The 14,780-nt window shown below is 74.1% G+C and carries 11 protein-coding genes; 10 read left to right on the top strand and 1 reads right to left on the bottom strand.

Translation table 11 applies throughout. The annotated features are described in order from the left end of the window. Positions 1-730, top strand: a 730-nt coding sequence (locus L6E12_RS02300; protein ID WP_236226197.1) for a hypothetical protein, incomplete at its 5' end; no start/stop codon positions are given. Between the two features lie 176 nt (positions 731-906). Continuing rightward, positions 907-2,880, top strand: a complete 1,974-nt coding sequence (locus tag L6E12_RS02295) for a penicillin-binding protein 2 (RefSeq protein ID WP_236226196.1) — start codon at positions 907-909, stop codon at positions 2,878-2,880. A 416-nt stretch (positions 2,881-3,296) separates the two neighbouring features. Here the strand turns inward: L6E12_RS02295 and bla are convergent, their stop codons facing one another. Beyond that, positions 3,297-4,241, bottom strand: coding sequence for a class A beta-lactamase (bla, locus tag L6E12_RS02290; RefSeq protein ID WP_236226195.1), 945 nt, complete (start codon positions 4,239-4,241; stop codon positions 3,297-3,299). A gap of 268 nt (positions 4,242-4,509) precedes the next feature. Here bla and L6E12_RS02285 point away from each other — a divergent pair, with 268 nt between their 5' ends. From L6E12_RS02285 to L6E12_RS02250, 8 genes are read left to right on the top strand one after another with little or no spacing between them, the layout of a single operon-like run. Further along, positions 4,510-6,072 (top strand): UDP-N-acetylmuramoyl-L-alanyl-D-glutamate--2,6-diaminopimelate ligase, encoded by a 1,563-nt coding sequence (locus L6E12_RS02285; protein WP_236226194.1) that lies wholly within the window; start codon positions 4,510-4,512, stop codon positions 6,070-6,072. After that, positions 6,069-7,529, top strand: coding sequence for a UDP-N-acetylmuramoyl-tripeptide--D-alanyl-D-alanine ligase (murF, locus tag L6E12_RS02280; protein ID WP_236226193.1), 1,461 nt, complete (start codon positions 6,069-6,071; stop codon positions 7,527-7,529). The genes L6E12_RS02285 and murF overlap by 4 nt, the downstream gene beginning before the upstream one ends. Then, positions 7,526-8,614, top strand: coding sequence for a phospho-N-acetylmuramoyl-pentapeptide-transferase (gene mraY, locus L6E12_RS02275; protein WP_236226192.1), 1,089 nt, complete (start codon positions 7,526-7,528; stop codon positions 8,612-8,614). The genes murF and mraY overlap by 4 nt, the downstream gene beginning before the upstream one ends. Further along, positions 8,611-9,996 carry a UDP-N-acetylmuramoyl-L-alanine--D-glutamate ligase gene (gene murD / locus L6E12_RS02270; protein ID WP_236226191.1) on the top strand — a complete coding sequence of 462 codons (1,386 nt, stop codon included), beginning with the start codon at positions 8,611-8,613 and terminating at the stop codon, positions 9,994-9,996. Before mraY ends, murD begins: the two co-directional genes overlap by 4 nt. Further along, the gene (gene ftsW / locus L6E12_RS02265; protein ID WP_236226190.1) at positions 9,996-11,465 is read left to right on the top strand and encodes a putative lipid II flippase FtsW; all 1,470 of its coding nucleotides are present in this window, start codon (positions 9,996-9,998) and stop codon (positions 11,463-11,465) included. Before murD ends, ftsW begins: the two co-directional genes overlap by 1 nt. Then, positions 11,462-12,604: an undecaprenyldiphospho-muramoylpentapeptide beta-N-acetylglucosaminyltransferase gene (gene murG / locus L6E12_RS02260; protein WP_236226189.1), complete on the top strand. Its 1,143-nt coding sequence runs from the start codon at positions 11,462-11,464 to the stop codon at positions 12,602-12,604. Before ftsW ends, murG begins: the two co-directional genes overlap by 4 nt. Further along, a complete protein-coding gene (gene murC / locus L6E12_RS02255) occupies positions 12,601-14,016 on the top strand; it encodes a UDP-N-acetylmuramate--L-alanine ligase (protein ID WP_236226188.1) in 1,416 nt (471 codons plus the stop codon). Before murG ends, murC begins: the two co-directional genes overlap by 4 nt. Beyond that, the gene (locus L6E12_RS02250) at positions 14,013-14,774 is read left to right on the top strand and encodes a cell division protein FtsQ/DivIB (RefSeq protein ID WP_236226187.1); all 762 of its coding nucleotides are present in this window, start codon (positions 14,013-14,015) and stop codon (positions 14,772-14,774) included. Before murC ends, L6E12_RS02250 begins: the two co-directional genes overlap by 4 nt. Positions 14,775-14,780: the final 6 nt, after the last annotated feature.

Raw genomic sequence — 14,780 nt, 5'->3', positions numbered from 1 at the left:
CGAGGAGGCGGACCCGCGCCGCGGCCGGGGCGAGCCGTCCCGCCGCCAGGCCGAGTCGTCGGTGACGTCCCCGCCCCGCCCGACCGGCAAGCCCCCTCGCGCCACCCCCGACCGCGGCGAGCGCGCGGCCGGGCGGTCCCGCACGGTCGCCGCCGAACGCGCCTACGCCCGCCGCGCCCAGCGCGAGGGCCACCCACCCACGCCGGGCAAGGTGCCCGCGCACAACTCCAACCACCGCAGGAACACCACGGTCGCGGCGGAGGAGGAGGCCACCTCCGGCCGCGCGTCGTTCGTGGTGCTGGTCATCGCGCTGCTGGTCGTCGGCGTGGCCACCACACTGTGGCTCACCACCCAGGCCATCGCCGACTCCTACCGGCTGGAAGCCGCCAAGCAGGAGGCCACCGTCCTCGCCGAGCGCGCCGCCGAACTCCAGCGCGAGGTGGCCCGGCAGGAATCCGCCCCCGCCCTGGCCGAGCGCGCCCGCCAGCTGGGCATGGTCCCCGCGGGCGACCCCGGCCACATCGTGGTCGACGCCAACGGCGGGGTGACCGTGGTCGGCGACCCCGAGGCCGCCACCGCCCCGACCCAGGTCCGCTCACCCGAGGAGATCGCGGCCCAGCAGCAGGCGCAGCAACAGGCCGAGCAGCAGGCCCAACAGCAGCAGGCCCAGCAGGGGCAGCCCGCCCCGACCGGGTCCGGCGAGCAGACCCCACCTCCGGCGGGCGGCTGAGGCGGGTGGTTCCCACCCCGCTCGCCCCCGTCCCCCGCGCCCGCGGTGGCCAGGCCAGGCATCAGGCCCCACCCGGCGGCGGGCAGGCGGTCGTGGTCGAGCCGGGCGGGCGACGATGTCCCGGTCGGGTGCGACCGGGGGCGAGGACAGCGTGATCGGCGGGAGGGTGTCGGCGGATGGGTGACCAGTACCGGGGTGGGCCGGGTGGGCGGCGGCCCTCGGCGCGGCGGGCGGTGCCCACGCGGCGGGGAGAGGCCGTGCGCAGGCCCTCGCCCGCCCCCGGGCGGATGCGGCGGGTCACCAAGCGGGCGGCGGGGACCGACCACCGGGTGCGGGTCGTCGTCGTGCGGTTCCTGCTGATCGCCTCGCTGGTGGCCGCCGGGTTGAAGCTGGTGCAGGTGCAGGGGTTCGAGGCGGAGGCCCTGGCCGAGCGGGCCGAGCGGCAGCGCACCAAGCCCATCCCGATCCCGGCCGCGCGCGGGGCCATCCTGGACCGCAACGGGGTGGAGCTGGCGTTCAGCGTGGAGACGAGGGCCATCGCCTACCGGCCCAACCCCCAGCGCAAGGAGATCGAGAAGGCGATCGAGAAGGCCAGGGCGGCGGGCAAGAGCAGCCCGCTGTCGTTCGACCAGGAGACCGCCGACATCGCCCGCCGGATGCGCGAGGTGCTCGGCGCCCAGGTCGACGAGGCCGACCTGCTGGCCAAGCTGCGCTCGGACAAGGCGTTCGTCTACCTGGTGGACAACGCCGAACCCGGGCTCACCCGGGTCCTCTCCGAGGAGTTCCCCCAGCTCAACATCGAGAACCGGGCCATGCGCGAGTACCCGGGCGGTTCGCTGGCGGCCAACGTCGTCGGCTACGCGAACTGGCGGTCGGACGACCCCGACCCGGAGAAGCACAGCGTGCACGGGCTGATCGGCTTGGAGATGCTGCACGACAACGAGCTGTCCGGCCAGCCGGGCAGGCAGATCGTGGAGACCGAGGGGGGCGCCGACGTCGTCATCCCCGGCACCGAGCGCGACCGTCAGCCCGCGGTCAACGGCTCCGACCTGGTGCTCACGATCGACTCGGACCTCCAGTTCTACACCCAGCAGAAGGCGGCCGAGTTCGCCAGGCGCTCCGGGGCGAAGAGCGCCAGCGTCGTGGTGCTGGACGCGAAGACCGGCGAGGTCTACGCGCTGGCCAACGACAAGACCTTCGACGCGTCGCAGCCCGGGGGAGTCGACCCGAAGCTGCTCTCCGACCCGGCGGTGACCACCCCGTACGAGCCGGGCTCGGTCAACAAGATCGTCACCGCCATGTCGGCCATCGAGTACGGGGTGACCACCCCGGAGGCGGTGCACCAGGTGCCCGGGTCGATCAAGGTCGCCGACCGCACCGTCGGCGACGCCTGGACGCACGGGGTGCTGAACCTGACCACCACCGGCATCTTCGCCAAGTCGTCCAACGTGGGCACCCTCATGCTGGCCGACCAGGTCGGTCCCGACCGCTTCTCCGACATGCTGGGGCGCCTCGGCATCGGCAAGCGCACCGGCGTCGGCCTCCCCGGGGAAAGCCCCGGCAACCTGATCCCGCGCAACCAGTGGTCGGGCAGCACCTTCGGCAACCTCCCCATCGGCCAGGGCCTGTCCATGACCGTCCTGCAGATGGCCGGGATGTACCAGGCCATCGCCAACGACGGCGTCCGCATCCCGCCCAGGGTCGTGGCCGCCCGGATCGCCCCCGACGGCACACGCATCCCGGAGCCCCGCCCGGAGAGCGTCCGCGTGGTCAGCCCCGAAACGGCCACCACCGTCCGCGACATGCTCCGCTCGGTCGTGCAGAAGGCACCGCACCAGAACAGCGGCACCGCCCCGGACGCGGCCCTCACCGGCTACCAGGTCTCCGGCAAGACCGGGACCGCCCAGCAGTACGACAGCGCCATCGGCCGCTACAGCGACTCCAAGTACTGGATCACCTTCGCGGGCATCCTCCCCGCCGACAACCCCCGTTTCGTCGTGGGCATGGTCTACGACACGCCCGTCTACAGCTCCCCCGAGGGCCACTCCGCCGCCCTCTTCTTCCACGACGTCGCCTCCTACATCACCCAGCGGTACAACATCCCGCTGTCGAAGGAGCAGTCGCCGATCGTCCCCCTGGTCATCCCCTGACTCAGCCCCGGCGGACAGGGTCGTGCGGAGTCCACACAGGACACCCCCCGACCCTGTTCACCGCTGCCTTCCGACACCGGCCACTCACCCGCACCGGTCAGCCACCCGCAACCCCACCGGGCGCAGCGAAACCCAGCCACCCCCGCAACCGGCGGCCCGGCTACGAAAATGCCCGGGTGGGTGGATCTGCTTGGGTGGGGGAAGCGATCATGTGCAAGCCTGCTTGGGCTGTGGGGCATCTTTTCGCCCCACTCGGTCACACTGGGCGCATGATCGCTGTAGGGGCCCCGCCCGAGCAGATTCACCCACCCGGGCACCACCACCAAACGACCGCCGCTTTTAAGGCCCTAATCCAGAGTCACAGCCATGGCAGCAGAGCCGTCGGTCCGCCTGCCCACACCGGCAGACGGGTCCGGTCAGCCCAGTGCGCGCGCGACGATGCCCGCCGCTGCCGCGACCGTTGTCCTGCCCCGCGTGGTCTTCGGGTCGGTCGGTGAGGTGAAGACGGTGACGACCCACGGCGCCCGGTTCGGTGGCCAGACCACGGCGACGTTGTTGACCTCGCCCTGGGCTCCCGAGCCGCTCTTGTCCGCCACGTCCCACCCGGCGGGCACACCCGCGCGGATCAGGTCCTTGCCGGTGACGCTGGCGCGCATCCACCCGGCCAGCAGCTCGCGTCCCGGCTGGTCCAGGCCGTCGCCCACCACCAGCGCGCGCACGGTCGACGACAGGGCTGCCGGGGTGGACGTGTCGCGCTCGTCGCCAGGGGCGGTGACGTTCAGGTCCGGCTCCGGGCGGTCGAAGCGGGTGGTGCGATCGCCCAGGGTGCGGACGAGGTCCGTCATCCCCGCCGGACCGCCGACGAGCGGGAGCAGCAGGTTGACCGCCGTGTTGTCACTGCGCGTCAGCGCCGCGACGCACAGGTCCGCGACCGTCATGCCCTCGGCCACGTGCTCGGAGGTCACCGGCGCGTACTCCAGCAGGTCCGCCTCCGTGTAGCGGATGACCCGTTCCAGCAGACCCGGTTCGGCGAGCCGCCGCCGCAGGACCGCCGCCGACACCGGCACCTTGGCGGTGGAGCACATGAGGAACCGCTCGTCCGCCCGGTGGCGGACCTCGGTGCCGTCGGCGGTGTCCACCGCGTACACCCCGAGGCGCCCGCCGAACGTCGATTCCAGCGCCGCCAGTTCCCCCGGCGCCCCGGCGAGGGCGGGGGACCGGGTCGGGGAAAGCCCTGTGCCGGAAGCGGTTGTCGGCGGTGTGGCCGGTGTGGACGGATTGGCGCACCCGGCCAGGACGGCGCCCAGGCCCGCGAGGAGGACGGTGCGGCGGTTCGGGGACGGGACTGGTGTGTCGGGCACTGCGGGCTCCTCGCGGTTGTCGTCGAACTCTCACCGGAAGGACGCGCGAGTCGTTGCCGAGTTGCATGCCGGAGTGGGTCGCTGAGGTGAACACGTGTTCGACTTTACCGGGTTTTCGCTGCTCCGGACGTGGGCGGACGGTGCTCCACCTGATCGTGTGATGTACCCCCGGGCGGGGTCACCCCAGGCCCGTCTACCCCATGCTCCCGGCGCCGGGTGATCGAGGTGCCGCTCGGTAGCCCTCCGTGCGCAGGTAGCCTTCCGCCCCGTGCCCGCCAAGCTCGACGGCAAGGCTGTCACAGCGCCGCCTCGCCCCTCCCGAATCCTGCCCGTGCCACTGGCCACACTGGCCTCCCGCGCCTCGGCGCGACCACTCGCGCCGGGGAACACCCCGGTGTCCGAAGTGGTCGTCACCGGTGCCGCGCTGCGCGCGCAGCACGTGCTGCCCGGCGACCTGTTCGCCGCCCTGCCCGGTGCCCGCGCGCACGGAGCCGACTTCACCGCCGACGCGGTGGCCGCCGGTGCCGTCGCCGTGCTCACCGACGAGGCGGGCGCGGCCCGACCTGCCGTGCGCGACAGCGGTCTGCCGGTGCTGGTGCACCCGGACCCGCGCGCCGCGCTCGGCCCGCTGGCCAGCCACATCTACGGCGAGCCGTCGCTGGCGCTCAAGGTCCTGGGCGTCACCGGCACCTCCGGCAAGACCACGACCTCCTACATGGTCGAGTCCGGCCTGGCCGCCGCCGGGCACCGCACCGGCCTGATCGGCACGGTGGAGACCCGGATCGCGGGCGAGCGCCTCGACAGCGCCTTCACCACCCCCGAGGCCCCCGACCTGCAGGCCCTGTTCGCGGTCATGCTCGAACGCGGCGTCACGCACGTGCCGATGGAGGTCTCCAGCCACGCGCTGGCCCTGGGCCGAGCGGCGGGCACCCGGTTCGCGGTGGGGGCGTTCACCAACCTCTCCCAGGACCACCTGGACTTCCACCCGGACATGGAGGACTACTTCCGGACGAAGGCGCAGCTCTTCGACGGCCGCTCCGCCGTCGAGGTGGTCTGCGTGGACGGCGACTGGGGCCGCAGGCTGGTGACACCCGAGACGGTGACGGTCGCCACCACCGGTGACGCCCAGTGGACGGCGACCGACCTGCGCACTTCGCTCTCGGGCGAGCAGTCGTTCACCATCCACGGCCCCGAGGGGCGCACCCTGCCCGCGACACTGCCGATCCCGGGCACCTTCAACGTGGCCAATGCCCTGCTCGCCGCCGCCGTGCTGCACTCGGTGGGCGTGCAGGACGAGGCGATCGTGGCCGGGCTGGCCGACGTGCGGGTGCCGGGCCGGATGGAGCGGGTGGCGCTCGGGCAGGACTTCACCGCCGTCGTCGACTACTCGCACAAGCCCGAGGCCGTCGCGGTCGCGCTGGACGCCATGCGCGCGCGCACCGACGGCCGGGTGATCACCGTGCTGGGCTGCGGCGGCGACCGCGACACCGCCAAGCGCCCGCTGATGGGCGCCGAGGCGGCCCGGCGCAGCGACCTGCTGGTCGTCACCGACGACAACCCCCGCACCGAGTCCCCGGCGGCCATCCGCGCGGCGGTGCTGGCGGGCGCGGAATCCGTCCCGGCCGCGCAGCGCGGCGAGGTGCGCGACATCGGCGACCGCAGGCGGGCCATCGCGGCCGCGGTGGCCGCCGCGCGCTCCGGCGACGTGGTCGTGGTGGCGGGAAAGGGACACGAGACCGGCCAGGAGGTCGCGGGTGTCGTGCACCCGTTCTCCGACCGCGACGAACTGGAGGCGGCCATCCGCGAGCGACTGGGCACGGTGACCGGATGATCCCGCTGACCCTGCGGGAGGTCGCCGACGCCGTCGGCGGCCGACTGCACAACGCCGACCCGGACACCGCGGTCACCGGCACCGTCGAGTTCGACTCCCGCGAGATCACCCCGGGCGGGCTGTTCCTGGCCCTGCCGGGGGAGAAGGTCGACGGGCACGACTTCGCCGCCCGGGCCGTCGCAGCAGGTGCGGTGGCGGTGCTGGCCGCCCGCGAGGTCGACGCCCCGGCCGTCGTCGTCCCGCCGGTCGACTCCGCGCACACCCGCTCGGTCGCGCTGGTGGGCGACACCGACGGTTCCGGCGCCGCCGTGCTGGCCGCCCTCGCCAAGCTGGCCAGGGTGGTCGTGGACCGGCTGACCCCCGGCGGGCTCACCGTCGTCGGCGTCACCGGTTCCTCCGGCAAGACCTCCACCAAGGACCTCATCGCCCAGGTGCTGACCCCGATGGGCGCGACCGTGGCGCCGCCGGGGTCGTTCAACAGCGAGCTGGGCCACCCGTGGACCGTGCTGCGCGCCGACGAGACCACCCGCCACCTGGTGCTGGAGCTGTCCGCGCGCGGGCCCGGCCACATCGCCGCGCTGTGCGACACCGCCCCGCCGCGCATCGGCGCCGTGCTCAACGTCGGCAGCGCCCACCTCGGTGAGTTCGGCTCCCGCGAGGACATCGCCCGCACCAAGGGCGAGCTGGCCGAGAAGCTGCCCGCCGACGGCGTGGCCGTGCTCAACGCCGACGACCCGCTGGTCGCCGCCATGGCCGAGCGCACCTCCGCGCGGGTCGTGCTGGTCGGCGAGGCGCCCTCGGCGCAGGTGCGCGCGGTCGACGTCGTGCTCGACGAGCAGGCCAGGCCGACCTTCCGCCTGGTCGCTCCGCAGGGCGAGGCGACCGTGTCGCTGTCGCTGCACGGCGCCCACCACGTCGGCAACGCGCTGACCGCCGCCGCGATCGCCCTGGAGCTGGGGGCGACCCCGGCCGAGGTGGCCGCGCGGCTCTCCGGCGCCCGCCGGGTCTCGGCGCGGCGGATGGAGGTGATCACCCGCCCGGACGGCGTCACGGTGGTCAACGACGCCTACAACGCCAACCCGGAATCGGTGCGCGCCGCGCTCAAGACACTGGCGACGATGGCCCGCACGGGCAACCGACGCCGGTCCTGGGCCGTCCTGGGTGTGATGGGCGAGCTCGGCGACGACTCGGTCGCCGCGCACGACGAGGTGGGCAGGCTCGCCGTTCGACTGGACATCAACCGCCTGGTGGTGGTGGGCGACGAGGCCCGCGCCATGCACCAGGGGGCGAGCCTGGAGGGCTCGTGGGGAGAGGAGTCGGTGCTGGTGCCGGACGTCGATGCCGCGGTCGCGCTGTTGCGCGCCGAACTGGCACCCGGTGACGTGGTTCTCGTCAAGGCGTCCAAGGTGGCCGCCCTGTGGCGGGTCGCGGACGCGCTGCTGGAGGCAGGTCAGTGAAGAGCATCCTCATCGCGGCCGCGATCGCCATGGTCGCGTCCATCCTGCTCACCCCGTACCTGATCCGGGTCTTCTCCCGGCAGGGCTTCGGGCAGGAGATCCGCGAGGAAGGCCCCGAGGGCCACAAGAGCAAGCGCGGCACCCCCACCATGGGCGGGGTGGCGATCATCGTCGCCATGTGGGTCGGGTACGGCGTCTCCCACATCGCCAACGCCACCTCCACCACCCCGGGCGAGGCGCCGACCGCCTCCGGGCTGCTGGTGCTGATGCTGGCCACCGGCCTGGGCCTGGTCGGCTTCCTGGACGACTTCATCAAGATCCGCAAGCAGCGCAACCTGGGGCTGAACAAGACCGCGAAGCTGGTGGGGCAGCTCGTCGTCTCCATCGGGTTCGCCGTCCTGGCGCTGCGCTTCCCCGACGAGCGGCAGCTGACCCCGGCCTCGGACAACCTGTCGTTCGTCCGCGACATCTCCATCGTGTCCTTCGGCGCGCTGGGCTTCATCGTGTTCTGCTACCTGGCCGTGTCGGCCTGGTCGAACGCGGTGAACTTCACCGACGGCCTCGACGGCCTCGCCGGTGGCTCCTCGGCGATGGTGCTGGGCACCTACGTGGTGATCTCGTTCTGGCAGTTCAGCCACGACTGCGGCCGGGTGGCCGAGGCCGCCTGCTTCGACGTGCGCGACCCGCTGGACCTGGCGGTGGTCGCCGCCGCGGCGATGGGCGCCTGCATCGGCTTCCTGTGGTGGAACGCCGCCCCGGCGAAGATCTTCATGGGCGACACCGGTTCGCTGGCGCTCGGCGGCCTGGTCGCGGGCCTGGCCATGGCCACCCGCACCGAGCTGCTGATGATCATCATCGGTGGCCTGTTCGTGGTCGAGATGGTCTCGGTCGTGCTCCAGATCGCGGTCTTCCGCACCACTCGGCGGCGGCTGTTCCGGATGGCGCCCTTCCACCACCACTTCGAACTCGCCGGGTGGGCGGAGACCACGGTCATCATCCGGTTCTGGCTGCTCGCGGGCGTCTGCGCGATGTTCGGCCTCGGCCTGTTCTACGCCGACTGGCTGTCCGCGGGCGGCGGCATATGACACCGGCCCGGCGGGTCCTGGTCGCGGGGGCCGGGGTCGCGGGCCGGGGGGTCGTCGCGGCCCTGCTGGCCGACGGCGCCTCGGTCACCGTCACCGACGGCAACGCCGAGCGGCTGGCGGCCTTCGCCGACACCGGCGCGCGGACCGCGCTGGGCCTGACCGAACCACCCGCGGGCACCGACCTGGTGGTCACCAGCCCCGGCTGGCGCCCGGACAACCCGCTGCTGCTCGCCGCCGCGGGCGCCGGGGTCGAGGTGATCGGCGACGTCGAACTGGCCTGGCGGCTGGCGCAGCGGCTGCCGCGACCGCCGGTGTGGCTGGCGGTCACCGGCACCAACGGCAAGACCAGCACGGTGACCATGCTGGAGTCCATGCTGCGCGCCGCCGGGCTCAACGCCGTGGCCTGCGGCAACGTCGGGCTGCCGGTGGTCGACGCGGTGCGCGCGGGCTACGAGGTGCTCGCGGTGGAGCTGTCGAGCTTCCAACTGCACTGGCAGTCGTCGATGCGCGCGCACACCTCGGTCGTGCTCAACGTCGCCGAGGACCACCTGGACTGGCACGGCGGCATCGATGACTACGCCGCGGCCAAGGGCAAGGTCCACACCGGGGCGAAGGTCGTCGTGCACAACACCGCCGACGAGTGGTCGGGCAGGCTCGCCGCCGCGCACGACGGCACCCGGGTCGGCTTCGGCCTGGGCACCCCGCGCCCCGGTGAGCTGGGCGTGGTGGAGGACCTGCTGGTCGACCGCGCCTTCGTCGACGACCCGGCTTCCACCGCCGAGGAACTGGCCACCCTCGGCGACGTGCTCCCCGGCGGCCCGCACAACGTGGCCAACGCCCTCGCCGCCGCCGCCCTCGCCCGCGCCCACGGCGTCCCCCCGGAAGCGGTCCGCGACGGCCTGCGCGCCTACCGGCCCGGCCCGCACCGGGCCGCCCCGGTCGCCGAGGTCGACGGAATCCGCTACGTCAACGACTCCAAGGCCACCAACCCGCACGCCGCCGCGGGCTCGCTGCGCGCCTTCGAGTCCGTGGTGTGGATCGCGGGCGGGCAGCTCAAGGGCGCCTCCGTCGACGGCCTGGTCGCCGAGGTGGCCGGGCGGCTGCGCGGCGCGGTGCTGCTCGGCGCCGACGCCGACGTGGTCTCCGCCTCGCTGGCGCGACACGCGCCGGATGTCCCCGTGACCCGGGTGCCGCCGGGAGACGATGGGGCCATGACCGCCGCCGTCCACGCCGCCCGCGCCATGGCACGTCCCGGTGACGTCGTGCTGCTGGCGCCCGCCGCGGCCTCGCTCGACATGTACCGCGACTACGCCCACCGCGGCGACGCGTTCGCCGACGCCGTGCGCGGGCTGCTCACCGACGGCGGACCCGGGACCGGCTGATGGTCACCCAGGCCGAGGCCCGCCCCCAGGTCGAGCGGCCGCGCCGGACCGGGCGCGCGCCCGGTCGGGTGACCGCGTTCCGGGTCGCGCTGACCGCGTGGCTGGGCAGGCCGCTGGCCTCGTTCCACCTGGTGCTCGCCGTGTTCGGCCTGCTCACCGTGCTCGGCTTGGTGATGGTGCTCTCGGCGTCCTCGGTGGTCTCGTTCAACACCCCCGGGTTCGGCCTCTACACCGTCTTCTTCAAGCAGCTCATCTACGTCTCCGTCGGCGCGGTGCTGTTCTGGGTGGCGCTGCGGGTGCCGCTGGCCCGCATCCGCGCGCTGAGCCCGACCGCGATGGTGGGCAGCATCCTGCTGCTGATGGCCGTGCTGACCCCGCTGGGCGCCGAGCTGAACGGCACCAGGAGCTGGTTCGTGCTCGGCCCGGTGTCGTTCCAGCCGGTGGAGGTCTGCAAGCTGGCGCTGGCGCTGTGGGGCGCGCACGTGCTGGTGGTCAAGAAGGCCGTGTTGCACCGCTACCGGCACCTGCTGGTGCCCGTGGTGCCCGCCGCGCTGCTGATGTTCGCCCTGGTCATGCTGCAACCCGACCTCGCGGGCACGGTCACCCTGGGCATCGTGCTCGTCGCGCTGCTGTGGTTCGCGGGCGCCCCGATGCGGATCTTCGGCGCGCTGGCGCTGGGCGGCCTGGCCGGGGTCGCGCTGCTCGCGGTGGGCACCGAGTACCGGCTCGACCGGGTGGTCAGCTTCCTCAACCCCGAGCAGGACCAGCTCGGCAAGGGCTTCCAGGCGGTGCAGGCGCAGCTCGCGCTCGCCGACGGCGGGCTGTTCGGCCGCGGGCTGGGCCAGGGGCCGTCGAAGTGGAACTTCCTGCCCAACGTGCACAACGACTTCATCTTCGCCCTCATCGGCGACGAGCTGGGCTTCCTCGGCTGCTCGCTGGTGCTGGGCCTGTTCGCCATGCTGGCCGTGGTCGGGATGCGGGTGGCGACCCGCAACATCGACCCGTGGATCCGGATGGTCGCCGCGACGCTGACCGTGTGGCTGGTGGCGCAGGCCGCCATCAACATCGGCTACGTGGTGGGCCTGCTGCCGGTCACCGGGATCACGCTGCCGATGATCTCCTCCGGTGGCACGTCCGCGGTGGTGACCATGGTGGTGTTCGGCCTGCTCGCCAACTGCGCCAGGCACGAACCCGAAGCCGTGTCGGCGCTGCGCTCGCAGGGGCCGGGCCGGTTCGGCAAGCTCATGCGGCTGCCCGCGCCGGACCCGTACAAGCCGCCGAAGAAGCGCAGGCCCGCCCGACCGTCGGCGCCGCCGCGGGGCGTCGCGCGCTCGACGGTCGACCACAGCAGGCGCGGTGCCCCCGACGGGCGCACCACGTCCGGCCGGGTCGCGGGTGGTGCGCCCGCCGCCCGGCAGAAGAAGACGAACCGCGGTGCGCCGCGGACCGCTAAAGGAGGACGTCGTTGACCGTAGGTCCCACCGGTGGGAACAGGGCGGCCCGCAAGGGACCGTGCGTGGTGATCGCGGGGGGTGGCACGGCCGGGCACATCGAGCCCGCGCTGGCGCTGGCCGACGCGATCATGCGGCTGCGCCCGGACGCCCGGGTCGTCGCGCTGGGCACCGAGCGGGGTCTGGAGAAGACCATCGTGCCCGCGCGCGGCTACCCGCTGGAGATGATCCCGCCGGTCCCCATGCCCCGTAAGCCGAACGTCGACCTGCTGAAGCTGCCGCTCAAGGTGCGCTCGGCGATCAAGACCACCCGGGAGGTGCTCGACCGCGTCGGCGCCGACGTGGTGGTGGGCTTCGGCGGCTACGTGTCGCTGCCCGCCTACCTCGCCGCCCGCGGCCGGGTGCCGATCGTGGTGCACGACTCCAACGCCAAGGCGGGGCTGGCCAACAAGGTCGGCGCCAAGTTCGCCGCGCGCGTCGCGGTGGCCGTGCCGGACACCGGCCTGCCGCGCGAGGAGGTCATCGGCATCCCGCTGCGGGAGTCGATCCTGCGGCTGGACCGGGCCGCGCTGCGGGCCGAGGCCCGCCGCTTCTTCGGCCTGCACCCGACCGCGCCGACGCTGCTGGTCACCGGCGGCTCGCAGGGCGCCCGCTCGATCAACGCCGCCGTCTCCGGGGCCGCCGCCGAGCTGGCCGCCGCGGGCATCGGCGTGCTGCACGCGCACGGGCGCAACAACACCCTGGCCGTGCAGCAGGTGCCGGGTGCGCCGCCGTACGTGTCGGTGCCCTACCTGGAGCGGATGGACCTGGCGCTGGCCGCGGCCGACGCCACCATCTGCCGCTGCGGGGCGATGACCGTCGCGGAGGTGTCCGCCGTGGGCCTGCCCGCGGTGTACGTACCGCTGCCGCACGGCAACGGCGAGCAGGCGCTCAACGCCGAACCGGTGGTCCGGGCGGGCGGGGCGCTGCTGGTGCCGGACGCGGAGCTGACCCCGCGCCGGGTCGCCGAGACGGTGATCCCGATCCTGCGCGACCGCGGCCGGGTGGCCGCGATGTCCGCCGCCGCCCAGGGCTCCGGGCACCGCGAGGCGGCCGACGTGCTGGCCGCGATGGTGCTCGACGCGATCGAGAAGAACCCCGCGGGGGATTCCCGATGACCTCGGCTGACGGTGTGCTCGACCGCACCCACCTCGTCGGGATCGGCGGGGCGGGGATGAGCGGCATCGCGCGCATCCTGCTGGCCAGGGGCAAGGCCGTGTCCGGCTCCGACGCCAAGGACGCCCGGTCCAACCTGGCCCTGCGCGCCCAGGGCGCGCGGATCGCGGTCGGGCAGGCGGCGGCGAACCTCGACCTGCTCGACGGCGGCCCGACCGCGGTCGTGGTGTCCACCGCCATCAAGGAGGACAACCCGGAGCTGGTCGAGGCCCGCGCCAGGGGGCTGGCGGTGCTGCACCGGTCCGAGGCACTGGCCGAGCTGATGGCCGGGCACCGGGTCGCCTGCATCGCGGGCACCCACGGCAAGACCTCGACCACCTCGATGCTCACCGTGGCGTTGCAGCGCTGCCGCCTGGACCCATCGTTCGCCATCGGCGGCGACCTCAACGAGTCCGGCGCGAACGCCCACCACGGCAGCGGCGGGATCTTCGTCGCCGAGGCCGACGAGAGCGACGGGTCGTTCCTGGTGTTCTCCCCGTCGGTGGCGGTGGTGACCAACGTGGAGGCCGACCACCTCGACCACCACGGCACGGTCGAGGCGTACACGGCGGTGTTCAACGAGTTCCTCGGCCGGATCGAGCCGGGTGGGGTGCTGGTGGCCTGCGCCGACGACCCCGGTTCGGCCGCGCTGGCCGACCGGGCGCGGGACCGGGGCATCCGGGTCCGCCGCTACGGCCGCGGGGCCAAGGGCCCGGAGGACGCGACGCTGCTGGACTACCGGCCCGAGGGCGGCCTGGGCGTGGCGCGGGTGTCGGTCTCCGGGCAGGAGCTGGAGCTGCGCGTCGCCGTTCCCGGTGAGCACATGGCGGGCAACGCGCTGGCCGCGTTCCTGGCCGGGCTGGAGCTGGGCGCCCCGCCCACCGAGCTGGGCGAGGGCATCGCCGCGTTCGGCGGGGTGCGCAGGCGGTTCGAGTACAAGGGCACCGCCGGTGGCGTGCGCGTCTACGACGACTACGCCCACCACCCGACCGAGGTCGCCGCGCAGCTCGCCGCGGTGCGCCCGGCCGCGGCGGGCGGGCGGGTGGTGGTGGTGTTCCAGCCGCACATGTACTCGCGCACCGAGACCTTCGCGGCCGAGTTCGGCGCCGCGCTCGCCGCCGCGGACGAGGTGGTGGTGCTCGACGTGTTCGGCGCCCGCGAGGAGCCCAAGCCGGGGGTCAACGGCGCGCTGGTCGCCGACGCGGTGCCGCTGCCCGCCGAGCGGGTGCACTACGAGCCCGCGTTCGACCGGGCCACCACGCTGGTGGCGGGCCTGGTGCGCCCGGGCGACCTGGTGCTGACCATGGGCGCGGGCGACGTCACGATGCTCGGCCCGGAGTTGGTGGCCGAGCTGGAGCGGCGGGCCGCCGGATGAGCGCCACCGCCTCCCGGCGGACCGGGGACCGGGTGCGGCGCGAGCCGCCCCGGCCGACGCGGCGGGCACCGGGGAACACGCGTCCCCGGCGCCGGGTGCCCCGCCGCTACCTGGTCCGCCGGTGGGCGGTGCTCGGCTCCTTCACGTTCGTCGTCGGCGTCGTCGTGGTGGTGTTCTTCACGCCGCTGCTCGGCGCGCACGACGTCGAGGTCAGCGGCACCGAGCAGCTCACCGCCGACGACGTGCGCGCGGCCGCCGCGGTGGCCCCGGGCACCCCGCTGGTGCGGCTGGACACCGACGAGGTCGCCGCCCGCGTCGCCCAGCTCCCCAGGGTGGACACCGTGCAAGTGCGCCGGTCCTACCCGGGCACCGTGCGGATCGCCATCTCCGAGCGCACCCCGGTGCTGGCCGTCCAGGCGGGCGACGGGGTGCACCTGGTCGACGGCACCGGCCTGGACTTCAGCACCGTCAAGGCCGCGCCCCCGGGGTTGCCGGTCCTCAGCGCCCCCGACCAGCCCAGCCGGGCCGCTGCCGCCGCCGCGGTCAGCGCGCTGCCGCCCGCCCTGACCGCCCTGGTCGCGTCGGTGGCCGCGACCACCCCGGTCGACATCCGGCTGACCCTGGGCGACGGCAGGCTCGTGGTGTGGGGCGGCGCCGAGGACTCCGCGCGCAAGGCCGCCGTCCTGGGGCCGCTGCTGACCCGGCCCGGCAAGACCTACGACGTCGCCGCCGCGGACTTCCCGACGGTCGCCGAGTAGGCAACT

Origin of the sequence: Actinokineospora sp. PR83 (assembly GCF_021056305.1) — a bacterium.
GTDB classification, from domain to species: domain Bacteria; phylum Actinomycetota; class Actinomycetes; order Mycobacteriales; family Pseudonocardiaceae; genus Actinokineospora; species Actinokineospora spheciospongiae.
This window is presented reverse-complemented; position numbering and strand designations above follow the sequence as displayed.

What these genes read in the sequence shown, in the direction of transcription:
- L6E12_RS02295 (WP_236226196.1), top strand. Translation starts at nt 907, where the DNA reads ATGGGTGACCAGTACCGGGGTGGGCCGGGTGGGCGGCGGCCCTCGGCG.
- murF (WP_236226193.1), top strand. Translation starts at nt 6,069, where the DNA reads ATGATCCCGCTGACCCTGCGGGAGGTCGCCGACGCCGTCGGCGGCCGA.
- murD (WP_236226191.1), top strand. Translation starts at nt 8,611, where the DNA reads ATGACACCGGCCCGGCGGGTCCTGGTCGCGGGGGCCGGGGTCGCGGGC.
- ftsW (WP_236226190.1), top strand. Translation starts at nt 9,996, where the DNA reads ATGGTCACCCAGGCCGAGGCCCGCCCCCAGGTCGAGCGGCCGCGCCGG.
- murC (WP_236226188.1), top strand. Translation starts at nt 12,601, where the DNA reads ATGACCTCGGCTGACGGTGTGCTCGACCGCACCCACCTCGTCGGGATC.
- L6E12_RS02250 (WP_236226187.1), top strand. Translation starts at nt 14,013, where the DNA reads ATGAGCGCCACCGCCTCCCGGCGGACCGGGGACCGGGTGCGGCGCGAG.